This is a genomic window from Pontibacter locisalis, assembly GCF_042684605.1.
In the GTDB taxonomy this organism is placed as follows: Bacteria; Bacteroidota; Bacteroidia; order Cytophagales; family Hymenobacteraceae; genus Pontibacter; species Pontibacter locisalis.
In genome coordinates this window covers 637,392-660,908 of sequence record NZ_JBHULU010000021.1, presented here as the reverse complement: position 1 = coordinate 660,908, position 23,517 = coordinate 637,392, and the positions used below count along the sequence as shown (strand labels likewise).

Below are 23,517 nucleotides of genomic sequence, written 5' to 3'. Positions count from 1 at the left end.
TTCACCAAATTCAGAAGCCAAACACTTTTCTAATCAGTATAAATAGGTATATTGATGCTTTAAAACTTTTTTATGAATACCCGCATCACCTCTTGTTTTAGCACTCTTTTAATTGCTGCCACTTTTACTTTCTCTTCCTGTGATAATACCCAGACGCAGAAGTTAGCGATGGCAGATGAAGTACCAGCACAGACCCCGGACACAGCTTTAACTCTTGTTGCCTCAGCAGAAAAAACTGCCGCACCTGCTCCAGCACCGGAGCCAGCCGCTCCTGCAATAGATTTATCTGCTGATGCTGCCAGCATCTTTGCCAAGAAACAAGTACCTATTCTTTGCTATCACCAGATACGTGACTGGCAGGCATCTGACTCAAAGCAAGCCAAGGACTACATCGTACCGACCGACAGGTTTAAGGAACAGATCAAGATGCTGGCCGACAGCGGTTACCAAACAGTTCTGCCAGACCAGTTGATCGCTTACCTGACCACAGGTGCCCCACTACCTGAAAAGCCAGTCATGATCACCTTCGACGATACAAACCTGGACCAGTACACAAATGCGGTTCCGGAGTTAGAAAAGTATGGCTTTAAAGGAGTGTTCTTCATCATGACGGTATCCCTGAACAGGCCCCGTTACATGACCCGTGAACAGGTAAAAGACCTGTCAGATAAGGGACATGCCATTGGCAGCCACACCTGGGATCATCATAACGTAAAGAAATTTCAGGGGCAGGATTGGGTAACGCAGGTAGAAAAGCCAAAGAAAGTGCTGGAAGAAATTACCGGACAACCCGTTACATATTTCGCTTACCCCTTTGGGTTATGGAACCAACAGGCTATACCAGAACTCAGAAGCAGAGGGGTAACAGCTGCGTTTCAACTAGCAACAAAGCGTGATGAGCAGGAGCCTCTTTATACCATTCGCAGGATCATTGCCAGCGGGTACTGGGGCTCTGACAGGCTTTACAAGAACATGGTAGGAAGCTTTGACTAAAATCTTGCAAAGTTTAGTTGCTGCCGCCTGAGCCGAACAGGCTGTGTAATTCGGAGTATAAAACCTTTAGGTAAAAATGCAACACATGCATACTCCAAAACACCTGGGCATAGACTTTGGCTCTAAATTAGCAGGCACCACCGCAGCAGCCATGGTGCAGGATAAAGCACTGAAGGTATGGCAGAGCCACCGTGGTCAGGATGCCGACAAATGGTTGCTAGAATTAATTACAGAACTGCAGCCGGGAGAAATCTTTATTGATGCTCCCCTTACCCTTCCCGGGATATACACACAGGGTGTGTATACGTCAGATGCGGAGTACTTTTACCGTGCCTGCGACAGAGAAGTACAGGCTATGTCGCCTATGTTTATAGGTGGTTTAACTGCCCGGGCTATTCGATTGCGTGCAACGTTGGCCGAAAATGGAAGGGCAGTACTGGAGACCTATCCCAGCCAATTGGCAAAGCTGATTTTCCCCCAGCACTCCGGCTACAAAAAAGGTCTTACAGCACTCTCTGTTTATACAGAGACACTGCAAGACCTTTTGCCTTTTCCAATAGCTGAAGCGCCCACAAATTGGCATCAATTCGATAGTTTACTTGCCTGGTACAGCGGCTACAGGCATCTGCAAGGGCAAGCTCAACTTTATGGAGATCCCAGGGAAGGGCGCATCATCGTTTAATTGTCATTTGCATCCGCAGCAGTTTCCAATGTTCGGAACTCCATTTGTAGGGCTTTTATCTTCACCTCCGTATCAGTTGGGATATTGCCTGTAATCTGGCTCTTACGCTCATTCAGGTTTTCCAATATAATTTTAGCCATCTCCCACTCTTCGTCTGTCCAATTCTCATTCTGGGCTCTTACATTCTCCATAAAAGTAATGTAAGCGTCGCGCACATTGTTTTCGTTAATCGAGGCCAAATCGGCCCATTTGCCTAGAAGATTCCGCTCCCATTCACTTACAATACGTTCCTGATGGGTTCGTTTGTACATTTCGTCAGCATCATTAAATTCCTGCTTTAACTGCTTGTATTCTTCCTTTACTTCTGCGGTAAAATTGTCTTCTATCTGATCCAACTCTTCTGTACGGCTTCTAAAATCCTGCTTCGCCTGCTTCCAATCATCTTCTGTTTTATCAGCGATATTAGCAGTTGTAGTATTAACCCAGCTTCTAAAATCACTGAGTTCATCTTCTACAACATTGTCTGCTTCTCTGGTGCTTGAACAGGCACCTAAAACTCCAAATAGCAATAGCATGGTTAGCCAAATAGTCGTGTTCTTCTTCATAGTAATATGTGTTTGTTTATGATAGGCATAGATACGTGCCACACTTGCTTTAAGATATTTATACAGGTAAGTCGTTGTTTATTAGCAATTTGAATTTTAATTATTTAAGTATTATGTTAAAAAACAACTAAACTTAACATTACATGCCTCGTATACAAAATATACATAACTTGATAAATTTTATTATTTTTACAATATAGAGTTGTTCTATTAAAGAGCGCAATAGCCTATACTACGAGTATGCAGGAGATGGCACAAGTGTAGTGTAGGCTATATTTTTGTTAATACTTCAGCAGCTAGATAGTATAAAAGCTTTCTCCATTCATCTTAAAAGCTGCAGTCCCTCGTATACGTGTTTCAAACAAAAGAACTTATGCAGCTAGAAACAGCTTATATGCGTGAGGCAATAAGGCTTTCGCACGACAAAATGCTTGAAGGATTCGGGGGACCATTCGGGGCCGTGGTTGTGCATAATGGAGACATCATTGCCCGCGGCTATAACCAGGTATTGGCAACCAATGATCCTACAGCACATGCAGAGGTGGATGCCATCCGTAAAGCCTGTAATAAACTCGGTACTTATCAATTAAATTCCTGTGAGCTTTATACTAGCTGCGAACCCTGCCCCATGTGTTTGGGTGCTATCTATTGGGCAAGGTTCAGGAAAGTTTACTACGGGAATACCCGCCAAGATGCAGCCAACATTGGCTTCGATGATGCATTTATTTACCAAGAGATTGAAAGCCCTGTTTCCCAAAGGCAAATCCCCATGCAACAGTTGTTGTCTGATGAGGCTAAAATAGCCTTCAAAGCATGGCAGCTCAAGGAAAGCAAAACCAGCTATTGATTCCTTCTGATCTCCGGCACAAAGTGTCTAAATAAAAAACGGGGACCACACTCTAAAATGTGGTCCCCGCTCCTATATTATCAAAGTTTAATTAACGCTTCATCAGGTTCGCCAGGTTTCCAAGACCACCACGCTTACCGGACATCTTGTTCATCGAACGCATCATCTTACGCATGTCGTTAAACTGCTTCATCAGGTTATTTACCTGCTGCACATCAGTACCACTACCTTTGGCAATTCGTGCACGACGACTGCCGCTGATCATATCAGGGTTCTCACGTTCTGCCGGAGTCATGGATTTAATGATCGCCTCTATTGGTTTGAAGGCATTCTCATCTATCTCCACATCTTTCAAAGCCTTTCCAACGCCTGGTATCATACCTACAAGGTCTTTGATATCACCCATCTTTTTGATCTGCTCCAGCTGCGTCAGGAAGTCGTCGAAGTTAAACTGGTTTTTGCGGATCTTCTTGTTGATACGCTTCGCCTCATCTTCGTCAAATGCCTGCTGCGCACGCTCCACCAGGGAAATCACGTCACCCATTCCGAGGATACGCTGGGCCATACGATCAGGGTAGAACAAGTCAAGCGCCTCCATCTTCTCACCTGTAGAGATGAATTTGATTGGCTTTTCTACTACGGCACGAATAGAAAGAGCTGCACCACCTCGAGAGTCACCATCCAGTTTCGTTAACACAACACCATCAAAATCGATGCGGTCGTTAAAGGTTTTGGCAGTGTTCACCGCATCCTGACCTGTCATGGAGTCAACGACGAACAAAGTTTCCGACGGCTTAACAGCAGCCTTTATCTCCGCAATCTCTTTCATCATTGCCTCATCCACGGCCAGACGACCAGCGGTGTCAATGATAACTACTTTCTTATTTGTCTTCTTAGCATGCTCGATGGCATTAAGGGCAATCTGAACAGGATTTTTATTTTCCAACTCAGTATATGCCTCTACCCCTACCTGCTCGGCAAGAACCTGCAACTGGTTGATAGCCGCAGGACGGTAAACGTCACAGGCTGCCACTAATACGTTGCGTCCCTGCTTCTTAATATGCTGCGCTAATTTGCCCGTAAAAGTAGTTTTACCAGAACCCTGCAGACCAGCGATCAGAATAACTGCCGGATCGCCCTTCAGGTTGATATCCTGCTTTTGCCCACCCATCAGTTCGGTCAGCTCCTCGTGCACGATCTTTACCATCAGCTGTCCGGGAGAAACAGCGATCAGAACGTCGCGGCCCATTGCCTCGTCCTTGATCTTATCTGTTACAGTCTTTGCTACCTTATAATTAACGTCAGCATCAACAAGTGCTCTTCGCACTTCTTTGATGGTTTGCGCAACGTTAATTTCGGTTATGCTTCCCTGGCCTTTAAGGGTCTTAAATGCCTGTTCTAGTTTATTACTTAAATTATCAAACATCTCTTTTTCTGGATTTACCTACAAAAATAAAGAATATACTTCTGATTTACGAATAGGGCAAGCTCTTTTTGCTTTAGTACAAACGGAGACTGCAAAGGGATGATTCCTTTGGTATCAAAAATTACAGAAAGGGTAACAATAGAACGGCATCCGCTGCAACACGTAATAATATTTCTATATTTGAAAAGAACGAAAAGCTGATTTGCTTTGAAAGATACTGAAGTTACTGATTTACTATACATTTCTTACTACTGGCCCCCGTCTGGCGGGCCGGGCGTTCAGCGTGGGTTGAAATTCTGCAAATACCTGCCTCAGTTTAAAGTACGCCCCACTGTACTCACTGTTGATGAAAAACAGGCTTCGTATGCCCTGCTTGATCCGACGTTTGAAAAAGAAATACCCCAGGGGCTACAGGTATACCGTACCGATACTTCCGAGCCTTTTGAATACTATAAAAAGCTGTCAGGTAAAAAAGAAATACCCTACAGCGGGTTTGCCAATCAAAAATCTAAAGAAACTGTACTGGATAAGGTGTTCAAGTTTGTTCGCGGCAACCTCTTTATACCAGATGCCCGCGTCGGTTGGAATAAGCATGCTATAAAAAAAGCGGGGGAACTACTAAGCGAGGGTAAGTTTAAGGCTATCCTCACAACCAGTCCGCCGCACTCAACACAGCTTATTGGCCTGAAGTTAAAGAAGAAGTATAACCTGCCCTGGATCGCCGACCTGCGTGATCCCTGGACAAACATTCACTACTACGATCAGCTGTACCACACGGCTCTGGCAAAGCGCCTGGATGCAAAGTATGAACAGCAGGTGCTTCAGCAGGCCGATGCCATTCTAGTTACCAGTGAAGACACCAAGCGGCTGTTTCTGAACAAGCCTATCAGCATTGAGCCGGATAAGATTCATGTGATTCCGAATGGATACGACGAAGATGACTTCATGATCAGGTCATCTCCTCCAGAAGACACTTTCCTGATTACTTACACCGGCACAATTACGGAGACCTACAACATCGATGTGTTCCTGAAGGTGATCGCACACCTGATGTCTGTACATAATGAGATTAATTATAAGCTGCGTTTTGTGGGAAAGGTATCTGAAGGTGTTAAGAAGCGGATTGATAAAGCAGGTGTGCAGGGTATCACAGAGTATGTTCCTTATGTGCCACACAAGGAAGCTATTAAGTACTTGATGGAGAGCACGATTTTGCTCTTGGCCATTGCCGATGTGGATACCATGTATGCTAACGTACCAGGTAAACTTTTTGAGTATCTTGCCTCAAACAAGCCGATCGTGTGCCTGGGTCCCGTACATTCTGACACCGACCACATCATCGACGAATGTGGTGCAGGACGTCTCTTCCACTATACGGCCTATGATCTGATGCTGGATCACATGACGCAATGGAGCAAAGCCTGGAAGATTAACCCTAACATGGACCTGCCTTTCATTAACCATTCACGCTTCTCTAGAAGGGCACTGACGGAGGAATTGGCTGAGGTTATTAAGACACTCGCCTCAAAAAAATAGGAGGTGTATGTTTATACACCTCCTATTTTAAGCGAATGATTTTACAGAAGCCGCGTCCTGCATTATACAAGGGTAGCTTATAGTCACTTTTATCAATCATACTTAAAACCCGGCACACGCTCACAATAAACGATGTAGTGCCTGGGCGTAATATTTCTCAGGAAAGGTCTTATCCCTATTTTACTTGTTTTAGACACCCATTTCTCGCTTTTCTTTATTTCCCATCCCGCCTTATTTAACAGCATATCAAACTGCCTTGGCTCAAATTCATGGTAGTGCCTGTCATACGGGTCATTCTCATTCCAGTAAGCATCCGCAAACCACAACTTCAAAGGGATGGAAGCAATAAGCTTGGGAGCTTTCAAAGAACGTAGTAAAGGAAAAGGAGACACGAGGTGCTCAATGATCTCAAAAGCTGTAACAGCACCAAATCCAGCCGAATCAATCTGCCTGTAGTCCAGGTCAAGGTCCAGGTGCTCTGGTGTATTCTCTACTTCAAATCCTTTTTCCTTCAGTATGCTTGATAGCGGATTAACCGGCCCCAGGTCTAAAATTTTTTCTGAAGGCGTAACTAAGCCCTCCATAAAGTTCAGCGTCTTCTGGTATCTCTCCTTATGCGTTTTTTTATATTCGCCAGGGAAATCTGTTTTCTTCATATCTCTTCGTACAGTTTAATCAAGTTATTTGAAACCACATCCCAGTTCAGGCTTTCCTCTATGGCTTTTTTACCGTTGGCTGACTGATTCTGATAGAGAGATTTATCCTCGTATAGTTCTAGAACCTTAGCAGCGAAATCCTCTTCATCCTGGTCTTTAAATATCAAGCCGCAGTTATACTTAGTAACCAGGTTGGCCTGCGCTTTACAGTCACTAACCACGATCGGTTTACCAAAAGCCAGGTACTGGAAAAGCTTGTTTGCATAGGTTGTTTCGTGGTGTATGTTTTTATGGATGGGGCACACACCAATATGGCTGGCTAAGATATAAGAGGGAAATAACTCAAAGTTCTTCCAGCCTGTCAGGTCTACATATTTTTCATACCCTAGCTCCGTTATCAGTTCCTTGAGCAAAGGGTCTGTTATACTTTTTCCTACGATTACCAATTTCACATTCGGGATCTTGTCGATCAGGTACTTAAGAGACTTTATAGCAGTCACGATTCCTCTTCTAAGACCAGTATCCCCAAGGTACAGGATATTAAAGGTATCTTTGTACTTTTGTATTATGTCCTCCTGTACTTCATAATTAGTATAGAACTCCTTCCTGACGGTGTTAGGAACTACATAAATTTTGTCTGGATCTACTGCGATCCTTTCCAGGTAGTACTCCTTCGCATCCTCTGTTACTACTATTACCTTAGTAGCCTTTTTTATGTATTTGTATTCATACTTTTTCCAGAGAGAAGGGTAGATTAGCAGTCTGCCCAGGAAAGACTTAACGTGGGCATAATGCTTCATAATTTCAGGTCTGTTTTCATGCAGGTCAAGCACCGTAGGAAGATTCATTTTTTTGGCTACGCTGATCACACTGCGGGCAACCTGAATATCATGTATGTGTAAGGCCTGTATACCATTATCAGTAACAAACTTGGCAATGCTCTTCTTAAGAGAGGCATGGTAGTAGGGTATGGTATAGGCTAAAGCAGAAAAACTATACAAGTGCTTGGGCAGCCTTTGCCGGTGGACATGTATACGGTTTATCACTTCATACTCAGGAAGGCTGTGGGTATAGTCTAAGCAGTACAGGTAAACACTGTGCCCGTTCCTGATCAAGGAGAGCGCCTCGTTTTCTACCCTCGGATCAGGTGGAAAAGTGCTATCCAATATCATTCCTATATTCATACCAAAGGATTATTTGTGCCACAAAGTAATTCGCTCCACTCCTGTTATCACTTTTACAGCGCAGGGAAAACAAATTCATTACAAAGAAATGGAAAAAGACCGATAAACCTGCAGCCAAACTCAGGACTTTATCTTAAGTTTAGCATGCCAGTAAAGCAGTAGCAAAGAAGTTCTATTTACTTCAGCTAAATCTGTCATGGTAAAAATGGCATTTTATTTAAATTCCTAAATTTTGACTGCTGAGGAAAATCTATCTTGAGAAGTGACGTTATGACATCGGCTGGTTAGCAACCAATGCCCCTGCCTTTTTAAACTTTTATCATTTATTAGAGAACCCTTTTTTATAGAAAGAAGATTGGCTCTAAGTCATTTTACAGCTTTGCATCAATTTAACTACATCCTTCAGCATTTTCACCTTCTTTACCCTAAAGCAAAGGGCATTCAAATCCATTATAGTAATGAGGAGGACTTTTTACATAAAAGCCGAATCAGAATAAATAAGTATAACGGCGGTTTTTTTGAACAGAAACGTCCTCGCCCACAACAGGTTGTGTGGCGGGAGTGGAAAGGGGAACGCATCCCTTTCTTTTTCGACGCTGAAAATGACCAGGAACTGGTTACTTATCATTCCGACGGGTCGGCTACTATTAATTATGACATAATAGCTTCTGCCTTCTACCTTTTGAGTGGATGGCAAGAATATTATGGCGTAGAACGTGATAAATTTGGCCGCTATACCTACAAAGCCAGTGTACAGGCAAAGTATGGTTTCGTTACGAAGCCGGTTGTAAACTACTACCTTGACTTACTGCGGGAAGTAGTGGAGCAGGTTCACCAGGTAGACCTACACCATAGCATTTGGGGAGAATTTTCATTTGCTACTTGCTTAACCTGTGATGTGGATCGCCTGCAGACTGCCTGGAGGTCTTCCGGGAAGCAGCATTTAAGAGCGGGGAAGGTAAAAGATCTGCTTGCTTTACTGTTGCGAAAATCCGTTGGTAAAGATGCCTGGTATAATTTACATGAAGTTGCAGGTATTGCTGACAGATACGGTGCTAAGGCTACCTTCTTTTTCTTGCCCAGCGACCAACGGTATAACGGCTATCCAAACGCCGACTATGACCTTACTAAACCTAAGTATCAGAAACTGATACAGACAATGGCAGAAACGGCGCATGAGGTAGGAGTACATGGCAGCTTTGGAACCGGAAATGACCTTGTTCAGCTAAAAGCTGACATCAGAAAGCTACCAGTGCAGGTAAAAGGAAACCGCTTTCATTATTTGTGTTACCAACCAGAAAAAACAGAACAGGTACTACAGCAGAGCAAGCTCGAGTATGATACTACTCTTGGCTTTGCAGAACACTTTGGTTTCAGAAATTCCTTTTGCCACCCCTTTTATCCATTCGATTTTAAGAACAGGAAGTCAAGCCCTTACCTGGAGCTGCCCCTTTTGCTCATGGATACCACTTTATACAACATCGCCTATATGGATATGAAATCATCTGAGGTGTTGGAAGCAGTGAGACCTATGATTGCTGAGGTTAAAAGGTTTGGAGGGCTTTTCACCATACTATGGCACAACGAAAATTTTTCCGGGTATTCTGAGTTTCCTGTAGAAAAAGGAAATCCTTCCTGGCGGCAGGTGCTGGAGCAGATTTTGTCTGAACTTTCTACGGAAGGGACGAAGTTCCTGACCTGCTCTGAAGCAGCACAATCCACTAAGCATTAAGCAATTGCAAAACAAACAGAATTATTGTGCTTTAAGTGCAACTGCCCCTGCTGTTCCTAAAATAGCCTAACTTCTATATTTTTAGCTTTTAAACTCTAAATTTTAACTTACTTGCACACTGCATCAGGAGCTAATGAGTAGAGTTTTACAGCGTGAAGGTATCTGGAACAATGTAGTCTCATACGCCGGCATCGTTGTTGGCTATGTGAATACGGTTTTGCTGTTCCCTAATTATCTGGATGAAGCAGAAGTAGGGCTTACACGCCTGCTACTTTCTATTTCTGTAATGTATGCTCAGTTCTCAGCGCTTGGCTTCGTGAACATGAGCGTACGCTACTTTCCGTACTTCCGCGACAAAGACAGGAAACACAATGGCTTTTTGTTCTTACTGTTGTCAGTGCCACTACTTGGTTTCATTCTTACAACGGCGCTTTTCCTGCTGTTTAAACCGGCAGTAGTGGATTACTACATCAATAATTCGCCACTCATTATCGAGTATTATTACTACCTGATTCCGCTGGCCCTGTTCACCTTGGTGTTCAACATGTTCACGGCTTACCTGCGGTCTCTTTACAAAACCATTGTTTCCTCTTTTGTGCAGGACTTCCTGCTGCGCATTCTTACTACTGTTCTCATCAGTATTTATGCCTTTGATGTGATGGACTTTCAGACATTTGTTCTGCTGTACATCATCATCAATTCCATCGGTACCCTGGTGCTGGTCATTTACATTATGTGGCTTAAGCAGTTGTTCCTGAGGCCATCCATGGCTGTTCTTAGTGTCATGCCAATTAAAGAGCTGTTCTACTATGGCTTCTTCACGCTCCTGGGCAGCATCTCAGCCACCATCATCACTACGGTAGATCAGGTCATGATCTCCTCCTACAGCTTAGCTGCTAACGGTATATACACCACCGCCTTTTTCATGACAAGTGCCATACTTGTGCCCGGGAAGTCCATACTCAAGATTGCCTTTCCGCAGGTGGCAGATTTCTGGAAAGAGAGAGACATGAAAGGAATGGGTAACCTGTACCAGAACGTAACCATGATCAACCTAATCGTGGGGCTGTTACTTTTTATCGGAATCTGGGCTAACATTGATAATCTTTACGACTTTATGCCCGAAACCTACCGTAGCGGGAAATATGTCGTATTGTTTCTGGCCATTGCCCGCCTGGTTGATCTGGCTACCAGTTTAAATGGCGCTATTCTGGCCACTTCTGAAAAGTATAAATGGGACCTCGCTTTTAATATGGTACTGGCCGGGCTCACCATCTGGACGAACTGGTACTTTATTCCCCGCTATGGTATTGAGGGAGCAGCTCTTGCATCCATGCTTTCACTTGTCGTAATGAATGTAGCACGATTGATTTTTGTGCGTTTCATCTACAAGATCCAGCCTTTTACCTGGAGCGCTTTGTGGGTTGCGCTCATTGCAACCGGCACTTTGGGAGCTTCTTACCTGTTGCCTTACATAGGCAACCCTATTCTTGACATTGCTGTGCGTTCCCTGTTTATCATACTCATGTATGCAAGCCTTACCATCGGTCTTAAGATTTACAAGCCGATGAACGAGTGGCTTAAAAAAATATTAAAGCACTACACCGGCTGGAATCTATAACCGAACAGGATTTTTGAGAGACACTTCCTCTTTTAATTTTAACGCATACACCTCTTCTATAATTTCTACCACCTTTAGCCCGTCCTGAACGTTAGTTGTAGCAGATGTCTCATCACGAAGAGTGCTGATTACATTTTCAAAAACAAACTGGTGGTTGGCAGCACTCCCGGTATAGTGCCCATAGTTATTGGCTGGCAGACAGGCTGGTAATTCTGGTAGCACATAATTGCGAATGTCACAGTATTCCACGCTGTTCATATACTGCCCTCCAATTTTTATGCTGCCATTCTCTGCAATAATTGTGATGCTGCTTTCCAGGTTCTGCGAATGCACGGAGGTAGTATAATGAAACGTACAAAGTCCCCCACTTTTAAGCCCAAGCTGTAAGTAACCGCTGTCCTCAAACTGGGTAAGGTGCTTATGGTTGTTATTTCGGAACTGACCGGCCATAATCTTTACATTACCGAACAACCAGTACATCATATCGATAAAATGACTGAACTGTGTGTACAGCGTTCCCCCATCCTTTTCGAGTGTTCCGCGCCAGCCTCCCGGCAAATAGTAGCGTTCGTCGCGGTTCCAAAAGCAATTTACCTGTACGTGGTATAACTGGCCTAATACGCCGCTCTGTACTATCTCTTTCAGCCATTTTGCAGGAGGGCTGTAGCGGTTTTGCATCACACAAAAAATGCTTCTGTTGCATTCTTCCGCAACAGCTATCATCTCTCTGCAATCCTCAGCTCTAAGTGCCATTGGCTTCTCACATACAACATGTAGTCCATGCCGAAGCCCCGCAATTGTATGTGGATGATGCAAGTAATTTGGGGTGCAGACACATAAGACATCTGCCTGAATTCCAGAGTGCACGAACTCTTCAAGTGATTCAAATTTTGGCACCCCCGAGAATGAGGCTTCATCAAGAAGAAAGCCTTCTATATTATCAATTAAAGCTACTACAACGGCATCTTCATTCTGGCTCAGCAGTTGCGCATGGCGCCTGCCAATGTGCCCTAAACCAATGACTGCAAAACGCACTTTCTTATCCTGGAACTCAGCCATGCTTTTTCACAAATGCTAATACATGCTGGCATATATATACCAATTGTTCCTCTTTCAGCTCAGAGTGCATGGGCAAGGAAAGAACGCTTTTGGAAAGTAATTCAGACACCGGATAGGCACCTTCTTTATTACCCAAATACGCATAAGCCTCCTGCAGGTGCAGTGGCTCGGGATAATACACCATACTTGGAATATGATTATCCCGCAGGTGCTCCTTAAGCGCATCCCGAAGTTCTGGTGCTACGGTAACAGTGTACTGGTGGTAAACATGAGAACTGTATGTTGCCCGATGCGGAGCCTGTACCAGAGGTGTTTCAGCAAAGGCGTTATCATAAAACCTGGCTATTTCCTGGCGGGCTGTATTGTATTCATCCACATACTTTATCTTTACATCAAGCATGGCTGCCTGTAAAGTGTCTAGCCTGGAGTTTACCCCGATAGTAGAAAACTTATACTTCTCCGCCTGACCATGGTTGGCTATTTTCTGCGTGATAGCTGCTAACTTATCGTCGTTTGTAAAAACAGCACCGCCATCTCCCATACCACCTAAAGGCTTGGAAGGAAAAAAGGAAGTTGTACCTAAATGGCCTATGGTACCCGCCTTAACTTCATGACCATCCGGGAAAACATAAACAGCTCCCAGGGCCTGCGCATTATCTTCTATTACCCATAGCTGGTGTTCATGCGCGAGTTCCATAATTTCATGCATGGGAGCACTTTGCCCGAACAAATGCACAGGGATTATAGCCGCAGTGGCAGCGGTAATTACTTTTTTTACCGAAGCCGGATCAATTGTATAGGTATCAGGAAGAACATCTGCAAAAACAGGCTTAAGCCCCAGCAGGGCTACAACCTCGGCCCCGGACACATAGTTAAAAGAGGGAACAATTACTTCTGCTCCTGCAGGAAGTTGTAACGCCATAAGGGCAATTTGCAAAGCATCGGTACCATTCGCACAAGGTATGGCACGCCGCACCTGCAGGTATTGCTCCAAGCTTCTGGCAAAGCTGGCTACCTGAGGTCCATTGATAAACTCCATACTTTCCATTACAGCACTGAAGGCAGCATCCAATTCCGGTTTTAGCTTACCATACTGCGCCTTCAGGTCTACCATCTTAATATCTTCCATGTATGTTGCTCAGATTGGGACATAACAAATATAGCTAAAGCTTTTATTATATAATTCGTAAGCCGTTTTTTTGTGCCTGAAGCCTCCTCTGCTGCACGACCTGAAACCATAGCCTCCTCAGTGCGTTACAGAACATATCAACAAATGAATATAATTATGACCTTATCCATACGCTCCCTCTTTTTTGCAATTTGCTTGTTCGCTTTTATCTCCTGCACTGATCAGGAAGCACAACAGGAACGAGACCAGGCGCTGAACGACTACAGAAACTTTGTAACACAGGTGGAAGAAGATGCCCAAAGAGAATATACTGAGACGGAACTTCGCGCCATGGAAAAAGCAGCTGAAGATGATTCCAGATGGGAAACGGAATCAGCAGAGGTAATGCAGAAGTTCGACGACCAAAAGAGAAAAGTGGTACAGAACATCGACCTTTACGACGAAGCAGAACAACAGGAGGTTCGCGAACTGGAAGAGCGTTATAACAGGGCTTACCAACAGCAGAAAGAAAAATACCAGGAGGTTAGCCGCCGCTATAGACTAAGACGTGACCTGTTAGGTTTACGGGTAAATGCAGATGATATGAGTAGTATCACAGCAGAGGAACTGCCTGCTACCTATGAAAGATTTGTTCAGAACCTGGAGCCTAAAGCAACAGAATTAGAAGGAAGAGAATGGGAGTTGGTAGAAGGATGGTGGGTTGCTTTAAATAATCGTAAAAGAGCCTTGGAGAACGAATTGTCTGCTGATGCAAAAAGCAAAATCGAAAAAGCGTCCGAGCGTTATAGAAACATTCGTCAAGAGACCAAGATTAGCTGAACTAAGAAGTTGTCACTAGCTGGGGCTCCTGTTTTACTTTTAATCCAAACAGGTAAAGCCGGTACATATCATATAAAAGCAAGTTTGGATTTTTAGAATACAGATTTTGCTTAACTATACCCTCTAGTTTGGAAAAACATAAGGTATAGGCATTAACTAGTCCAAGATTTCCTAAAAACTCAAATGTTTTTACAAGCCTTATCTGATCCAATTCTTCTCCATCATGATAAAGTTGCACAAGGTTATGAACCGCCTGACTAGTCTTAATTAACATATCAGAGGTCTGCTCCAAGCCCAAGTGTACAACAGGATTATGTATATGCTTTACCTGTACCTTGTGCCTTCGGAGTTCATGGGCAAAAACAGTATCCTCATGACCATAGCGTTTTAACTTCTCACGCAGAGGAAACATCAGAAAAGTTTGCTTCTTTACTAAGGCATTACAAAGAAAAATATCAACATAAGGTTTTTTTTCGCGCTGCCAGGCACTTTTTGCGCCTCGCTCTTTGCCATATTTCCAGTGTAGTCTGTATGGTTTGTCAGGAGTTTTGGCTACATAAGCGACTCCCCCTATTACAACCTCGTTCTGTACGCCAGCAATCAGGTAATTGTGAAGAAAATTTGTTGAAACAGGCAGGCAATCATTGTCAAGCATAAGTAGGTGTGCATGCGCTGCATCATTCGCCATTTTATTGCGGATAGCAGCCCGCCCTACATTTTTAGGCAACTCCAGGTACACCACATGATCCAGACGGGATAAGGGCCTGTTCAGCACTTTGATTTCCTCTTCTGAACCATCATCATAAAGCCGTATTTCAAATTGTATGGACTGCCGGTTACACTGTGCCAGGAGCGTGTGTACCATGGCCGTAACATCCTGATTGAATACGGGAATAAGTATGGATATCTCAGAAACCATTGATCAGCGTAAACTGCTCCACCTTTGAGTCCAACACTTTTCCGTCCGCGCATTTTAATACGCGCTTCGGGTAACGATTAATGATTTCGTAATTATGTGTAGCCATCAAAATGGCAGTACCGCTATTATTAATTTCCTCGAATAGCTGCATAATTCCATCTGCCACCATTGGGTCAAGATTTCCGGTTGGCTCATCGGCAAAAAGAATAACGGGTTCGTTAAGCAAAGCACGTGCGATTACAATGCGCTGTTGTTCACCCCCTGATAGCTGATGAGGCATTTTACTCGCAGCCGCATCCAAACCAACCCGCATAAGGACTTCTGATATCCTTTGTTTTACTTTTGACTTATCTTTCCAACCTGTCGCTCTTAGCACAAAGCTCAAATTTTCAGCTACAGTTCGGTCGAAGAGCAGTTGAAAATCCTGAAAAATAATGCCCACTTTCCTGCGCAGGTAAGGCACCTGCTTTCGGGGCAGCTTAGTTAGCTTAAAATCAGCCACAGCAGCAGATCCTGTTAATAGCGGAAGATCGGCATAAAGTGTTTTGAGAAGGGAACTCTTACCGCTGCCTGTGCGCCCTACAAGGTATACAAACTCACCTTTCTCTACATCAAAATTAACATTGCTCAGAATAGTATTAACATCCTGGTAAATGGCAACTTCACGAAGCGATACCACAGGGGAAGAGGAAAAATTCATAAGGGCTCTAGATCTCTAGTTTCTGAAGTTTACCGAACTCAAGGGATTCAATAAGAGAGGCAAGAGCCTCTTCTTTACCCTCCAGACCATAACGATCCAGGTTCTTGAGCGGCCGATCAGCTCTAAAATAAGCAATTAGCACAAAATTGTCGTCACGGAGTTGAATATAATCCGGAATTTTAGCCTTGCCTTTTACTTTGATGATGTACATCTGTTAGAATTATGAATTAAAAATTAGAAATTAGAAATGAAAGCAATGATACCTCACTTCTAATTTCTAACTCATAATTTCTAATATAAGTAACTACTTATTTCCTTTCGCGTGATCTGCTAAGAATTGCTCCAGACCAATATCAGTCAGTGGGTGCTTCAGCAGACCTGTAATCACTTTAAGAGGGCATGTTACCACGTCTGCCCCTATCTCGGCACATTGTACCAGGTGCATTACGTGACGTACTGAGGCCGCCAACACTTGCGTCTGGTAACCATAGTTGCCATAGATCTGTACGATCTGCTCAATCAGTTGCAAACCATCAGTAGAAACATCATCTAAACGGCCTACGAAAGGAGACACATACGTAGCACCTGCTTTGGCAGCCAGTAAGGCCTGACCAGCAGAGAAAACCAATGTACAGTTTGTCTTAATACCCTTTTCGCTGAAGTGACGGATTGCCTTCACTCCATCACGGATCATAGGCACCTTTACCACAATGTTAGGGTGCAGCTCAGCCAGGAATTCACCTTCGCGAACGATTCCTTCAAAATCAGTGGCAATAACCTCTGCACTTATATCACCATCAACAAGTTCGCAGATCTGCTTGTAATGCGCAATTACATTATCATGCCCGAAGATTCCTTCCTTCGCCATCAGGGAAGGGTTTGTAGTAACGCCATCCAACACACCTAAATCGTGTGCTTCCTGAATTTCCTGCAGGTTTGCAGTATCAATAAAGAATTTCATAATGCTGGGTTGTAGGTTTTGTACTACAAATCTAACGCATTAATCGGGAATCAGGAAGGAATGAGCAGAAAATTGAGAGAAGGTGGAAAACCTTGAGGAGAGGGCAAAAAAAAGTGGCAAACCGACATCGCGCCGCTCAACCACTTACCCTTGCTACCTTCCGGTCCTGGGGGAGTTCAGCAGGAGCTGGCCGTGCCGATTTGCCGTTGCAAAAGTACACAATATTTCTCACTATGCAAGAACTAATCTCAATTTAAAGCCCCTACACCGGACAATATTTCAAAACTAACTCGCTTTCAAATGATTAATAATCCTTTACAAAAGAATATTTTTATTTTTCTGTAAGCTTTTCTTCTGCTATGCCCTGTCCCTCTTTAACCTCTTCTGCCACCCTGAAGTACAGTTTAAAAGTGCTGCCTTTCTTTTCTTCGCTCTCAACTTTTATGTTCCCTCCTGCATTGCTCATCAATCTTTTAACAATATAAAGGCCCATACCTGTACCGTCCACGTGGGAGTGAAACCGCTTGAAGAGTGTAAAAACTTTGGAAAGATTGTCTTTGCTAAAACCAAGGCCGTTATCCCGCACGGTAACTAGTACATGTCCATCGATACGTTCTGACTGAAGGACTACTTCTGGCTTTCGTTTTGGCGATCTATATTTTACTGAATTACTTAACAAGTTGTAAAGTATGCTATACAAGTTTTTCTTAGAGAAACTAACAAGTGGGGCATTTTTAAAATCAAAAGAAACCTTTGCCCCCTCTTTACTTAGCTGGTCCTGCATACTTTTCTTCACTTCCAGAAAAACCTTTTCCAGGTCCACTGTTTCGATTTCACCGTCAATATCCCGCTGCACCTTAGCGATATCTGTCAGATCTTTAATCACGTTTTTGAAACGAAGGATGGCATCTTTTACCATCTCAAATACAGGCTGTGTAGGCTCTCCTGGTATTGGTCCCATCGACTCTATCTGGTCTTCCAGCAGCAACAGGAGTCCTTCAATATTTGCTACAGGTGCTTTTAAATCGTGTGAGGCAGTATAAACAAAAGTATCCAGGTCTGCATTTACCCGACGTAGATGTTCATTTGTATTTTGAAGTTTCTCCTGCGTGGATTTAAGATCAGTTAAATCAATAAAGGAACCCAGAACCCTGTAAGGTATTTTATATTCATTTTGCATGATGTAAGCCCGGTTGGCCACATACGCATAGGAGCCATTTTCCTTACGGAAGCGGTACTCCGCAGCCCATTGCTCTTTACCATAGTTTATGGCTTGATTGATGGACTTTACAGTCTCCTCTCTGTCTTCTGGATGTATTTTATTTGACCAACTATCAAACCCACGGCCCATTAGTTCTACTTCATAGCCCAGTACGGAAGGAAGATTATCACTCCACCACAATTCATTTGTGACAAGGTTCCAGTCCCAAACCACATCATTTGTAGCCATGGATACGAGTCGGAAGCGTTCCTCACTGGCTGCCAGTTCTTTGGTACGCTCCTCTACCCTTACCTCCAGTTCATTATTAAGCCTGATGAGATCCTCTTCCGCTTTTTTCAGGTTTTCATAAGCCATAAGTATTTTTTCCTCGGCAACCTTCTTCTCCGTAACATCTACCATTGTTACAGTTAAGCCGTCCCCCATCTTTACAGCTGCAATCTCATACCAGGCTTTCTTGTTGTTAAACTCCAGGTATTGTTCTGTGTACAAGGATTGCCCCTGATCCACGACAGCGACAAACTTCTTGAGAAGACCTGTAACTTTAAGGAAAGGCATTTCAGAAAGAACAGTTTTGCTCTGAAGTTGTGAAAGCGATTTATCAAATAAACCCTCTGCCCTCTTGTTTAACAAACTCCAGGAAAAATCCCTTATCTTTTTATCGTCATCCCGGATAGCCTGAAAGGCCATTATGCTGCTAAGGGAGCTATCAAGCACCCCCTGTACCACGTTACTCAGCGCCTTCAGGGCGGTAACTTCCACAAAACTCAGCACCACACCATCTTTATTACCATTATGCTTCAGGTACGGGATGATACGCATCAGGAAGTACTTTCCTTGCTCTGTTTCTACCTCCTGCTCTACTTCAACTGAAGTATGATTTACCTTCTGGATGTCTTCGAGCAGTTTATCGTACTTCAGGTTATAGGACAAATGATGAATTGGCCTGCCAACATCGGTGTCAATAATATTGATCAGCTCTTTTACACTCGGAGTGAACTTTCGGATCACCAGGTGGTGATCAATAAAAAGCTGCCCGATGTTGGAGCTTCGGATATAATTATCTAGGTCTTCGTTCAGCTCCTGCAGCTCTTTGATCTTTAGCTGATGCTCTGAGTTTACAGTGTGTAATTCCTCATTCAGAGACTGCATTTCCTCATTAGAACTCTGCAACTCTTCGTTACTAGACATCAACTCTTCATTACTTGACTGCAGCTCTTCGTTTGAAGTACTTAAATCCTGAACAGTTAAACTCAGGCTTTCACGAGCATCTTTCAACTCCGACTCCAGTACAGCCAGTTGATTGTAATAATCGGGGTCTGAAACCATGGAAAGTTCAGACGTTTTTGGTAAAGGCGTGAGCTCTCCCATCTCCTGCAAAAGGATCAGGATAACCTTTGGAAGGTTTTTTTCTGTCTGAAGCGGCTTTACAGACACATGCAACAACTGGTTTTTGTCACCAATTTTTACAGCAACCTGTCTTGCCACTACTTTTTGATTCTGCTTAAGCGCTTTACGAAGGCCTACGCTAAGTGCCACAGCCAACTCTTCAGGCACCATCTTCAGCAGGTTGAAATGAAGCCTCTTATCCGGGAAATTCAGGAACCGGTTGATATCACCGATACCATGCAGCAGCTGAAAATTTTCATCCACATAAAGCCCTGTAACCTTAAAATCTTCAGAAACGGCATCCATAAAGGCGTCGTTATAACGCGCCAGATGTGACACCTGGGAAGTATCCATGGCATTGCCGGGACGAGATAATGCAGGAGTGTAGTCTGTAATGCCATAAGTCTGCCTGACACCCCTGCTCTCTTTTATCTTCCGGAATATTTTCCACTTTCTGTTTTCCTCCACAAAAAAAGATTTAAGGTCGCCTATGTGCTCGCTTGGCCCCAGGAACAAATAGCCATGCAAGTTTAAGGCGTAGGGGAAAACAGCCATCACCTTGTTCTGCAAACCAGGGTTAAGGTAGATGAGCATGTTGCGGCAAGAAATCAAGTCTATCCGGCTGAAAGGAGGATCTTTCTGTAGGTCATGCTGCGCAAATACAACCAGCTTTCGTATCTCCTCACTTACGATATACTTTTCATTTTTGAAGCGGAAAAAACGATTCAGGCGTTCCTCAGAAACCTCCTTTGCAATGGACAAAGGGTAAACACCTTTTGAAGCCTTTGAAATAGCATCCTGGTCTATATCAGTAGCAAAAAGTTTTACTGTTGCCTCTCTGCCTAACTTATCAAAGGCCTCCTGGAAAAGAATAGCCAGTGAGTATACCTCTTCCCCTGTGCTACAGGCAGTAACCCACACTTTGATAGGTTCTCCCGGCCCTTTTTCTTCTATTATTTTAGGTATAACTTCATTTTCGATAGACTCAAAAGCTTCCTTATCCCTAAAAAATTGGGTTACGTTTATAAAAAACTCCTGACAAAGAATACTTATTTCGGCTGGTTTCTTATGCAGGTAGCCTAAATACTCCTCCAGGCTCTCCACCTTAAGATGGTCCATGCGCTTTTTGACCCTGCGCTTGATGGTTCCTTGTTTGTAGTTTGTGAAATCAGTTTTAGTCTGCGAACAGATCAGGTCAAGTATTTCCTGCAACACTGAATCCTCACTTGGTATATTGCGCTCTATCAAAGACTTCACCAATGGCACTTGCCTGGTATAGCCTATGATCTTGCTTGGCATCATCTCCGGGGAAAGCACATAGTCTACCGATCCTGTATCAATAGCACTACGAGGCATGCCATCGAATTTGGCATTGCCTGGCTCCTGCACCACTACCATACCCCCAGCTGCTTTTATGGCTTTTACTCCACGGGTTCCGTCTGTTCCTGTACCAGACAGAACAACCCCTATAGCATACTTACCAAGGTCCTTTGCCATAGATTCAAAAAAAACATCGATGGCAAAATTAGGCTCTCTTGTTCGCTCTTTATCTGTTAAACGCAGGCGCCCATGCTTTAGAGTAAGTTGCTTACCACTAGGCAACACATAAACACAATTAGGTTTTGTGAGCATCTTATCCTCTGCCTCCTGTACCTGCATACGGGTATGTTTGGAAAGAAGCTCCGCCATCAGGCTCTTGTGGTCGGGCGAAAGGTGCTGAACGATTACAAAAGAGAAACTGGAGTTATTAGGAAAGTGGTCAAACAACTTGTGAATAGCTTCCAGTCCACCCGCAGACGCTCCTATGCCTACCAGGTAGTGGTCTGCTGAAAAAGACTGAGGTTGTTGATTGGGTGCTTGGGTTTTCATCTTTTCAACTGCATTTAATTGTATTGCTCAACTGTAGTTTCCTAGTACCTGTCTCTAACTATTTTTTCAAGAACAGCACTTCTGATAGCCTCCGCCGCCTCTATTTCTTCTGGCTTCCATGGTAAAGATGTAAATTTTACTTGTTCCTGGTAAACAGCAAAAGAGTTACGTGGGTGGTAAGTCTTTCCGTCAGGTTCCATTTGTATGGCTTGATGAGGATTTCCTCCCCAACTTACGGTCTGTGTCACTTCTTTCCGGAAGCCTAGTATAAACTCCCCCTGCTCTGCATTTATAGGCAGGACGATCAACCCACTTGCTATCTCTTTGAAGTCCTTGCTCTGTACAAACTCATTTGGCAGGTTGTCTGTAGAATATATCTTATCAAGCTTGTTTCGTCTGAACCAAGCTATAAGTTCCTTCAACTCCTGGTTCTTAGGCGTACTGCCACTTGTCAGTATACTACCCTCAAAAATTATGGCAATTCCTGATAAATCCAGTAAGCTATGTAGGGACGTTTCACCTTCTAACAGCCCTTCTGCGATAGATGAACTGTTATAAAACTGCTCAAGAAGCTCCGCATGAACACTTTTTAGCTGTGCCTTGAGTTGCACCGAGTTTTCTCTTTCTTTTCCGGATAGCTGACCTGAAACAATGCTACAAAGTAACTCCAGTGCAGAACGAAGCTCATAACCAGGTAATATAGGGGTTTTATGATGGCAGGAAATCAATCCCCACAGTTTATTTCCAACAATCAGGGGCAAAGACATGGATGACATGATCTTGAGATTTGCCAGATACTCCAAGTGCACTGGTGCCACGCTTCGGAGATTGCAATCAGAAAGGTCTGTAAAACGCTGAGTAAGCGGATTGATAACAGGTATTAACCGAACAGGGGTATACTCCCGCGTCGGGATGAGTCGATATGGGTTTCTGAAATATAAATCTCTGGCTTGTTTGGGTACATCGGAAGCAGGAAAACGTAGCCCCATATAATCATCCATGTTCTCTTCCTTAGCCTGAGCGATAACAATACCATTCCACTTCGGATCGAACTGGTAACCCAGCACCCTATCAAAACCTGTTAGCTTTTTTATAGAGTCTACTGCTATTTGTGCTATTTCAGGTATAGATGCAGCATTTTTTAGCTGGGATGTAATGTACTTAACTTGTTGGTAGAGCTCTAGAAAAGAAGTGTCTGTGGCACCCACTGACTGGCTTTTCTCTAGTTCTATCAATACGTAATCTTCTTTAGGGTGAATCAAGGCTGTAAAAGAGTTCTCCCTGCCATTTACTGAGAGTACAACATTTACGGGTATGTTCTCTTCTGTTTTCTGGTTGTTTATTTTGGAAAGAATTTCATCATATTGGTACCCAGGCAGCAAATTGGCAAAGGAATTCTCCAGCATCTCTTCAACCGAAGCAGGAACAAAATCACCCACATTATCACTAATCTGAACGATACGATGCTGCGGCTTATCCAAAACCATCATAAAACCATACGGCTGGATAAGGTTGACCAGATGTAGCGGAATGCTGCCACAAAAATCAGAATCGTAGTCCTTTTTGATAGTCAGGTTGACCATCGCGTTAGTGTCTTTCATAGGGCTTTTAAAATGACTGATAAAGCAGAAGTATGAATGCTTTAAATACAGGTTGAAATTTAGCTGGGTAAGGAAAGTAGTACTATAACCAACAAGATGAGGAGTTCAGGTAAATCATTCTGGCAAATTTTCTAACCAGCACCAACACCAAATTGTTATCAGCTTGTAACCTGTTGAAAAAAGCGAACTTTCGTGCTTCCCGGCACAAGCTTTAGTCCCTTTGGTATTCCCTGGTGCGACTCTTTCATGTGATTCTTGTACCAGTTCTGGTAGTTGCTTTCATCATCCCAAAAGGTGGTAACCCAGATTTCATTCAGATTCTCCTGTGGCGAAAGCACCTTCATCTCCAGGAAACCATTCGCTTTATCAACCAGATGAGGTCTGGACACAAAAGCTTGCTTTACTTCTTCAGCCATATCGTTGGCTACTTCAAAAATACTTACAGCTACAAACATTCTATTTATTTACAGAAAAAGCACCCTGCATAACTCCTGTTAAACAAGACTTAAACATACAGCAGTGAAACAACTGGTGTGGGAAGGGTGTGTAATTTACAATAATAAAGTAAAA

At 43.5% G+C, this 23,517-nt stretch carries 20 protein-coding genes and 1 other RNA gene; 7 read left to right on the top strand and 14 right to left on the bottom strand.

The genetic code is table 11. The annotated features are described in order from the left end of the window. Positions 1–72 precede the first annotated feature (72 nt). On the top strand, positions 73–993 hold the full coding sequence (locus ACFSRY_RS16830; protein ID WP_377510474.1) for a polysaccharide deacetylase family protein: 921 nt from the start codon (positions 73–75) through the stop codon (positions 991–993). Between the two features lie 85 nt (positions 994–1,078). Then, positions 1,079–1,675, top strand: coding sequence for a hypothetical protein (locus ACFSRY_RS16825; protein ID WP_377510471.1), 597 nt, complete (start codon positions 1,079–1,081; stop codon positions 1,673–1,675). Here ACFSRY_RS16825 and ACFSRY_RS16820 read toward each other — a convergent pair. Next, positions 1,672–2,280, bottom strand: coding sequence for a hypothetical protein (locus ACFSRY_RS16820; RefSeq protein ID WP_377510468.1), 609 nt, complete (start codon positions 2,278–2,280; stop codon positions 1,672–1,674). The genes ACFSRY_RS16825 and ACFSRY_RS16820 overlap by 4 nt on opposite strands. Before the next feature lie 373 nt (positions 2,281–2,653). On the opposite strand from ACFSRY_RS16820, the gene ACFSRY_RS16815 reads away from it, so the two are divergent. Next, entirely contained in the window at positions 2,654–3,127 is a 474-nt protein-coding gene (locus tag ACFSRY_RS16815) for a nucleoside deaminase (protein WP_377510465.1), read from the top strand. Between the two features lie 91 nt (positions 3,128–3,218). On the opposite strand, the gene ffh is transcribed toward ACFSRY_RS16815, so the two are convergent. After that, positions 3,219–4,553, bottom strand: coding sequence for a signal recognition particle protein (ffh, locus tag ACFSRY_RS16810; protein ID WP_377510462.1), 1,335 nt, complete (start codon positions 4,551–4,553; stop codon positions 3,219–3,221). 207 nt (positions 4,554–4,760) lie between these two features. On the opposite strand from ffh, the gene ACFSRY_RS16805 reads away from it, so the two are divergent. Continuing rightward, entirely contained in the window at positions 4,761–6,089 is a 1,329-nt protein-coding gene (locus ACFSRY_RS16805) for a glycosyltransferase family 4 protein (RefSeq protein ID WP_377510459.1), read from the top strand. 92 nt (positions 6,090–6,181) lie between these two features. Here ACFSRY_RS16805 and ACFSRY_RS16800 read toward each other — a convergent pair whose 3' ends face one another. Then, positions 6,182–6,745 (bottom strand): methyltransferase, encoded by a 564-nt coding sequence (locus ACFSRY_RS16800; protein WP_377510456.1) that lies wholly within the window; start codon positions 6,743–6,745, stop codon positions 6,182–6,184. Next, the gene (locus ACFSRY_RS16795; RefSeq protein ID WP_377510453.1) at positions 6,742–7,929 is read right to left on the bottom strand and encodes a glycosyltransferase family 4 protein; all 1,188 of its coding nucleotides are present in this window, start codon (positions 7,927–7,929) and stop codon (positions 6,742–6,744) included. The genes ACFSRY_RS16800 and ACFSRY_RS16795 overlap by 4 nt, the downstream gene beginning before the upstream one ends. A 379-nt stretch (positions 7,930–8,308) precedes the next feature. Here ACFSRY_RS16795 and ACFSRY_RS16790 point away from each other — a divergent pair, with 379 nt between their 5' ends. Both ACFSRY_RS16790 and ACFSRY_RS16785 read left to right on the top strand, forming a co-directional pair. Further along, positions 8,309–9,661 (top strand): polysaccharide deacetylase family protein, encoded by a 1,353-nt coding sequence (locus ACFSRY_RS16790; protein WP_377510450.1) that lies wholly within the window; start codon positions 8,309–8,311, stop codon positions 9,659–9,661. Between the two features lie 133 nt (positions 9,662–9,794). Then, positions 9,795–11,282, top strand: a complete 1,488-nt coding sequence (locus ACFSRY_RS16785) for a lipopolysaccharide biosynthesis protein (RefSeq protein ID WP_377510446.1) — start codon at positions 9,795–9,797, stop codon at positions 11,280–11,282. On the opposite strand, the gene ACFSRY_RS16780 is transcribed toward ACFSRY_RS16785, so the two are convergent. After that, positions 11,277–12,341, bottom strand: a complete 1,065-nt coding sequence (locus ACFSRY_RS16780; RefSeq protein ID WP_377510443.1) for a Gfo/Idh/MocA family protein — start codon at positions 12,339–12,341, stop codon at positions 11,277–11,279. The two genes, ACFSRY_RS16785 and ACFSRY_RS16780, sit on opposite strands and share 6 nt — an antisense overlap. Then, positions 12,334–13,470 carry a DegT/DnrJ/EryC1/StrS family aminotransferase gene (locus ACFSRY_RS16775; protein ID WP_377510440.1) on the bottom strand — a complete coding sequence of 379 codons (1,137 nt, stop codon included), beginning with the start codon at positions 13,468–13,470 and terminating at the stop codon, positions 12,334–12,336. Before ACFSRY_RS16775 ends, ACFSRY_RS16780 begins: the two co-directional genes overlap by 8 nt. Positions 13,471–13,626: 156 nt before the next feature. Here ACFSRY_RS16775 and ACFSRY_RS16770 point away from each other — a divergent pair, with 156 nt between their 5' ends. Beyond that, positions 13,627–14,289, top strand: coding sequence for a hypothetical protein (locus tag ACFSRY_RS16770; RefSeq protein WP_377510437.1), 663 nt, complete (start codon positions 13,627–13,629; stop codon positions 14,287–14,289). Between the two features lies 1 nt (position 14,290). On the opposite strand, the gene ACFSRY_RS16765 is transcribed toward ACFSRY_RS16770, so the two are convergent. From ACFSRY_RS16765 to ACFSRY_RS16730, 8 genes are all read right to left on the bottom strand, one after another. Continuing rightward, positions 14,291–15,208, bottom strand: coding sequence for a glycosyltransferase family 2 protein (locus ACFSRY_RS16765; RefSeq protein ID WP_377510433.1), 918 nt, complete (start codon positions 15,206–15,208; stop codon positions 14,291–14,293). Next, positions 15,198–15,908 (bottom strand): cell division ATP-binding protein FtsE, encoded by a 711-nt coding sequence (locus ACFSRY_RS16760; RefSeq protein WP_377510430.1) that lies wholly within the window; start codon positions 15,906–15,908, stop codon positions 15,198–15,200. The genes ACFSRY_RS16765 and ACFSRY_RS16760 overlap by 11 nt, the downstream gene beginning before the upstream one ends. Positions 15,909–15,915: 7 nt before the next feature. After that, on the bottom strand, positions 15,916–16,119 hold the full coding sequence (locus ACFSRY_RS16755) for a fructose-6-phosphate aldolase (protein ID WP_377510427.1): 204 nt from the start codon (positions 16,117–16,119) through the stop codon (positions 15,916–15,918). Positions 16,120–16,212: 93 nt separating this feature from the next. After that, on the bottom strand, positions 16,213–16,869 hold the full coding sequence (gene fsa, locus ACFSRY_RS16750) for a fructose-6-phosphate aldolase (protein WP_377510424.1): 657 nt from the start codon (positions 16,867–16,869) through the stop codon (positions 16,213–16,215). A gap of 110 nt (positions 16,870–16,979) precedes the next feature. Beyond that, positions 16,980–17,076, bottom strand: an RNA gene (gene ffs / locus ACFSRY_RS16745) — signal recognition particle sRNA small type. Positions 17,077–17,200: 124 nt separating this feature from the next. After that, a complete protein-coding gene (locus ACFSRY_RS16740; protein WP_377510421.1) occupies positions 17,201–21,346 on the bottom strand; it encodes a chemotaxis protein CheB in 4,146 nt (1,381 codons plus the stop codon). 41 nt (positions 21,347–21,387) lie between these two features. Then, on the bottom strand, positions 21,388–22,947 hold the full coding sequence (locus ACFSRY_RS16735) for a GAF domain-containing protein (RefSeq protein ID WP_377510418.1): 1,560 nt from the start codon (positions 22,945–22,947) through the stop codon (positions 21,388–21,390). Between the two features lie 158 nt (positions 22,948–23,105). Then, entirely contained in the window at positions 23,106–23,402 is a 297-nt protein-coding gene (locus ACFSRY_RS16730) for an antibiotic biosynthesis monooxygenase family protein (protein WP_377510415.1), read from the bottom strand. Between the last annotated feature and the right edge of the window lie 115 nt (positions 23,403–23,517).